The 6,308-nt window shown below is 48.3% G+C and carries 4 protein-coding genes; 3 read left to right on the forward strand and 1 reads right to left on the reverse strand.

From position 1 onward, the window contains the following. Both KBW69_RS22990 and KBW69_RS22995 read left to right on the forward strand, forming a co-directional pair. Positions 1-1,473: C2H2-type zinc finger protein (locus tag KBW69_RS22990; protein WP_257282445.1), on the forward strand; the 1,473-nt coding region annotated here is incomplete at its 5' end. A gap of 268 nt (positions 1,474-1,741) precedes the next feature. Beyond that, positions 1,742-3,685 (forward strand): C2H2-type zinc finger protein, encoded by a 1,944-nt coding sequence (locus KBW69_RS22995; RefSeq protein ID WP_257282446.1) that lies wholly within the window; start codon positions 1,742-1,744, stop codon positions 3,683-3,685. 237 nt (positions 3,686-3,922) lie between these two features. Here KBW69_RS22995 and KBW69_RS23000 read toward each other — a convergent pair whose 3' ends face one another. After that, complete coding sequence (locus KBW69_RS23000) at positions 3,923-5,518, reverse strand: hypothetical protein (RefSeq protein WP_257275873.1); 1,596 nt, start codon at positions 5,516-5,518, stop codon at positions 3,923-3,925. 224 nt (positions 5,519-5,742) lie between these two features. Here KBW69_RS23000 and KBW69_RS23005 point away from each other — a divergent pair, with 224 nt between their 5' ends. Further along, positions 5,743-6,000: a DUF3387 domain-containing protein gene (locus KBW69_RS23005; protein WP_257282447.1), complete on the forward strand. Its 258-nt coding sequence runs from the start codon at positions 5,743-5,745 to the stop codon at positions 5,998-6,000. Positions 6,001-6,308 lie beyond the last annotated feature (308 nt).

The raw sequence follows: 6,308 nt of genomic DNA on the forward strand, positions 1-6,308 counted from the left end.
CAAACATGCGATCAGGAATCTGGCTCGGTAAGCCATCCTGAAGAAGCTCCAACAGTGGTCTCGGGAGCTGACAGCACAACCGGTCCATCATTAACATTAAATCCACCTCCTTCGAAAAAACAAAGGAAGGCAGGCTCTGACAAATACCGATGTGATTTCCCCGGCTGTGAAAAATCATTTAGCTCTCAAGCCTCATCGAGCACTCACAAAAGGCAATATCACACCGGAGAGAAAACCTGTCCTGAATGCCAGAAGACCCTGCCAAACGCTCAATCCCTCTTGGATCACAAAAGAAAAGATCACACCCCGGAACAAACCTGCCCTGAGTGCAAGAAGACCCTGCCAAACGCGAAAGCCCTGTCGGCTCACAAAAGAAAAGATCACACCCCGGAGCAAACCTGCCCTGAGTGCCAGAAGATCCTGCCAAACGCTCAATCCCTCTCGGATCACAAAAGAAAAAATCACACCCCGGAACAAACCTGCCCTGAGTGCAAGAAGACCCTGCCAAACGCGAAAGCCCTGTCGGCTCACAAAAGAAAAGATCACACCCCGGAGCAAACCTGCCCTGAGTGCCAAAAGATCCTGCCAAACTCGAAAGCCCTGTCGGATCACAAAAGAAAAGATCACACCCCGGAGCAAACCTGCCCCGAGTGCCAGAAGACCCTGCGAAATGCCGAAGCCCTGACGGCTCACAAAAGTCAATATCACACAGGAGAACAAACCTGCCCTGAGTGCCAGAAGATCCTGACAAACGCGAAAGCCCTGTCGGATCACAAAAGAAGTGATCACACCCCGGAGCAAACCTGCCCTGAGTGCCAGAAGACCCTGTCAAACGCTCGAGCCCTGTCGGTTCACAAAAGTCTATATCACACCGGAGAAAAAACCTGCCCTGAGTGTCAGAAGACCCTGTCAAACGCACAAGCGCTGTGGTATCACAAAAGAAAAAATCACACCCCGGAGCAAACCTGCACTGCGTGCCAGAAGACCCTGCCAAATGCTCAAGCCCTGAAGGCTCACAAAAGTGAATATCACACCCCAGAGCAAACCTGCCCTGAGTGCCGGAAGCTCTTGTCAAACGCTCAAGCCCTGTCGGTTCACAAAAGTCAATATCACACAGGAGAGCATACCTGCCCTGAGTGCCAGAAGACCCTGCCAAACGCGAAAGCCCTGTCGGATCACAAAAGAAAAGATCACACCCCAGAGCAAACCTGCCCAGAGTGCCAGAAGACCCTGGCAAACGCTCAAGCCCTGTCGGCTCACAAAAGTCAATATCACACCGGGGAGCAAACCTGCCCAGAGTGTCAGAAGATCCTGCCCAACGTTCAAGCTCTGTCGAATCACAAAAGAAAAGATCACACCCCAGAGCAAACCTGTCCTGAGTGCCAGAAGACCCTCCCAAACGCTCAGGTCCTGTCGAATCACAAAAGGCAACACCGAAAACGTAAGCTTGATGATGCAAAGTCAAGCGATTGATTTCTGCTTGTCACAGGCTCAGGAGGAAAAGGCATTCGAATACCCAAAAAAACAAGATGTTCGCCAACTCCGTTCATGGCAAACTGCCTGGTGCGGAGCTATACATTCCGATACAAACGACAAAGGTCAACCGGTGGTCCCGTGTCTATGATGGTGGGGGAAGAACCCATGAGCCACTATGTTTTGATGCCGTGCCCTTTATCCTCTCGTCTATCCTCACTGCTCTGATCTGTAGAAAACAGAGGATAGAACCATTAAAAGTCTACTCTTGCAGGTATTGATCTTTATGCCTTTCGTTTGCCCGGTTGAGCCGCAGACTTACCGTTTTATCGTTAAGGTTAACCAGAATGGGGCTTCGATAAGCCAGAGTTTTTCTATAAAACCTGAGCCGGGCACATTATCTGCGATGCCAATGACCGATTGGAGGCCAATGCAAAACGAACCATCATACATTACCAGCACAAAAGGATATTCAGGGTCAGGCATACTACCCTATGACAAGCCTGGCAGTCGAAACAAACTTCAGATCATCACTTTGATGTACGGAACCGGCAGCGGTAACTGTTCTCGGACAACGGAGCCAGAGGATCATGGTCAGTTATCCAATAGACCTTCAGAAAAATCGAACTATCTATACGACAACAGCCATAATGACGAAAATTCGGGCCAGCCCAACGACTCCCGACATAGTCTGGACGAAAATTGCCATGAACAGCCCTGTTGTCATCGACAAGGACGCTGTACCTTCGCTCCCTCTACAAGTATCCAGTGTCGTTCAACCTCAGATGACTCTTTCGTTTGCAGAACAGATATCTGTTTGCAAACAGGTGTTCAGGAATCTGACCCGGTAAGCCGTTCTGCTGAAGATCCAACCGATGTCTCAGGCGCTGACAGCACAACCGGTCCATCATTAACATTAAATCCACCTCCTGCGAAAAAACAAAGAAAGGCAGGCTCCAAAAAATACCGATGTGATCACCCCGGCTGTGAAAAATCATTTAGCTCTCAAGCCTCACTGAGCACTCACAAAAGTCAATATCACACAGGAGAGCGAAACTGCCCTGAGTGTCAGAAGATCCTGCCAAACACGAAAGCCCTGTCGGATCACAAAAGAAAAGATCACACAGCAGAGCAAACCTGCCCTGAGTGTCGGAAGACCCTGCCAAATGCTCGAGCCCTGTCGGCTCACAAAAGTCAATATCACACCGGGGAGCAAACCTGCGCTGAGTGCCATAAGACCCTGCCAAATGCTCAAGCCCTGTCGGATCACAAAAGAAAAGATCACACAGCAGAGCAAACCTGCCCTGAGTGCCAAAAGACCCTGCCAAACGCTCAAGCCCTGTCGGTTCACAAAAGTCAATATCACACCGGGGAGCAAACCTGCGCTGAGTGCCAGAAGATCCTGCCAAACGCTCAAGCCCTGTCGATTCACAAAAGAAAAGATCACACCTCAGAGCAAACCTGCCTTGAGTGCCAGAAGACCTTGCCAAATGCTCAAGCCCTGATGGTTCACAAAAGTCAATATCACACTGGGGAGCAAACCTGCCCTGAATGCCAGAAGACCCTGCCAAACGTTCAAGCTCTGTGGAATCACAAGAGAAAAGATCACACCCCGGAGCAAACCTGCCCTGAGTGCCAGAAGGTCCTGCCAAACGCTCAAGCGCTGTCGACTCACAAAAGAAAAGATCACACCGCAGAGCAAACCTGCCCTGAGTGCCATAAGACCCTGTCAAACGCTCAAACCCTGTCGGTTCATAAAAGTCAATATCACACCGGAGAGCAAACCTGCCCTGAGTGCCGGAAGACCCTGCCAAACGCTGAGGCGCTGTCGCGTCACAAAAGAAAAGATCACACCCCAGAGCAAACCTGCCCTGAGTGTCAGGAGACCCTGCCAAACGCTGAGGCGCTGTCGCGTCACAAAAGAAAAGATCACACCGCAGAGCAAACCTGCCCTGAGTGCCAGAAGACCCTGTCAAACGCGAAAGCCCTGTCCGGTCACAAAAGTCGATATCACACAGGAGAGCAAACCTGCTCTGAGTGCCGGAAGATCCTGCCAAACGCGAAAGCCCTGTCCGATCACAAAAGTCGATATCACACAGGAGAGCAAACCTGCTCTGTGTGCCAGAAGACCCTCCCAAACGCTCAGGCCCTGTCGAATCACAAAAGGCAACACCGAAAACGTAAGCTTGATGATGCAAAGTCAAGCGATTGATTTCTGCTTGTCATAGGCTCAGGAGGAAAAGGCACTGCTAACGTCTGGGCATTGGAATACCCAAAAAAACAAGATGTTCGCCAACTCCTTTCATGGCACACTGCCTGGTGCGGTGCTATACATTCCGATACAAACGACAAAGGTCAACCGGTGGTCTCGTGTCTATGATGGGGGGATACCGATAGGTTCGTGCCCTTCATTCTGGCGGCTTCTGTCAACAACCACATGAACCGCCCCTCACGATGCCTTACGTCTGCGCACAGACATCAGGGATGCAGGGGCTGGCACCTCAGACGGTGAGACAACCTCCACGCTGACGCCAAAGATTTTGCTCAGGACGGGATCACCCAACTCATGGGTATTGAATATCTCTCGCAAAGGGTTCAGTATTGTGGTGGTAATGGCTTGGGCAAAACCTTTTTCAAGCTCCTGCCACTGCTGCTGCATTGGTGATATTTCGCTCTGCCCTGACAGCACAGCAAAATCCACGCAGGCAGCTTCAGCATCGTTTTCGTCGGCGTATATACCGAGACACTTCAACCCTTTATCACCAACATCACCACCTTGAAGTTCGATAAATTTCAGCAATTGATCAACCATATGGTGCAAGCCCTGTTTATCATGACATGGCAGGTTTTTGGCCGATTTCTCGCCGATTTTGAAGATGATTCTGGAAAAAAGCAGGCCAATTTCAGGGGATAAAAGGCTTTGTATCGCAGGCAAGTTTAATGCTTTGGCCAACTCTGGATTATGAACCGATGACTGATTCACGAGGCACTGAAAATCATTATATTTTTGCCTCAACCTGTCAAGATCGATTTTAATCTGCGAAGCCTCATAAATTAAATCATCCTGAGACAGCATTGCCGATTTTGGAACCGTTGTGGTAAACAGAAGAGAATAACTATCGTGATCCAGGAAGCGATCAGCATACTTCTTTTCCCAACTCTTTGCATACACTTCTTTCAATTTATTGTAGGACCACCGTTTGGTATAGCTTGGGTACTTGATGTAATTAGTGCCATTATGCTGACAGACAGTATAGTGCCCCTGTTCTCTGAACCCACCTTCGACTTTGGGATCTGGCGCGTGACTAACCCGGAGAAATGTTTTCTTATCCGTTGTGGCCAGAAAACAATTGTTATCATCGTGTTCATTAGCATCGCTTTTGAACAATACGTCATTAAGAAAAGGCAGCATTGATTTCATTGATGCCAGATAACTCTCCGGGGAGTTGATTTTCTTGGTAAACTCCTCCAGAGGTACACGGTATTCACAGCCATTACAGCGGACAAAGCCATCTTTGAGATAAAACCCCTTACTTGCCAGATGGCTTATTAAATCCTTCACGTCAGCGCCCTGGATATTAGGCAACAAGGGATGAAAACTTCGCATTCTTTCAGCATAATCTGGCAACTCATCAGCCAGGACAAATATTTTATCTTGCCCCTCTTTGCCAACTATCTCGGAAGCCTCTATCACTCGCTGATCGGTATAGTCGCTGACCAGAAATATTTTCACATCCCGATGCCTGATGGCAGTCACACGAAACTTGCAATCATAACTTGGTCGTAATCCACGAAACTTCAGAAAAAGTGACTCACCACTGGCCACCTTTATTTCATGATGAGTTATTTTATCAACGTCAGTGCTGACAATTCCTGCCCAAACCAGATTACTCTTTTCCTTGGCCTTGGCACGCATTTCATTCAGATCAATACTGGACTCAATGTCACCCTGCGGATTCGTGACGTCCAATTTATTGATAGTATTATCAGATACTGTTGGTGAAGATCGGACCGGAATATAAATCGTTGACAGACTTGGAAACATAATTAAAACTCCCTAAAAAATGCAACTTTTGTGCTTTCCAATGTGCTTTCCAAAAACAGAACACCGCACTTTGTTACTGGTTATAAAGTTTTGAACACCCTGTTCCCGCTGATGGGTTTCAGAATACTGAATTTCAGTCTTGCCGATATCAGAAATGCTCAACTATCTTTTTTGACCGCCGAATAGCAAAAAAGTTTCTTATTTGAACAATATTTAAGAATCTGATAGAGCGTAAGCTCACACCTATGGTCGCCAGGAATAAATGCAGGCAGGATTTGCGGGAGAATTTCAAAGAACTTGTCGATGAGTACAACCTTGGTGCCTACTCCGCAGAAGAGTTTTTCAATAAGCTGAAGGAGTTCATCGGCTCACTGGGTGATGAAGCGTCTCGCACCGTGAGGGAAGGCCTGACAGAAGAGGAAATGGCAATTTTTGACCTTACTCACGATTTGGTCTGTATCGGCGATTACATCCTTTCATAAGCTCAGGAGGGCCAGCATGTCTTAATGCCCATGTGGCACTACGAAATCATCAACCTGCTTCGACGACGCCATGAAAGGCTTGTCCCTGCCAGGTACGTTTGCCGTGGATGAGAGAATCCATGAACCCCTCTGTTTTAAGTTCCTTGACCCTTATCCTCTCGTCTATCCTCACTGCTCCTGGCCATAGAAAACAAAGGATAGAACCATTAAAAGTCTACTCTTGCACGTATTGGTCTTTGTGCCTTTCGTTTGCCCGGTTGAGCCGCAGACTTACCGTTTTGTCATTGAGGTTAACCAGAACCGGGCTT

The organism is Endozoicomonas sp. ISHI1, from assembly GCF_024606225.1.
Classification (GTDB): Bacteria; Pseudomonadota; Gammaproteobacteria; order Pseudomonadales; family Endozoicomonadaceae; genus Endozoicomonas_A.

Coding starts and splice junctions, on each gene's coding strand:
- KBW69_RS23000 (WP_257275873.1), bottom strand. CDS start 5,518: ATGTTTCCAAGTCTGTCAACGATTTATATTCCGGTCCGATCTTCACCA.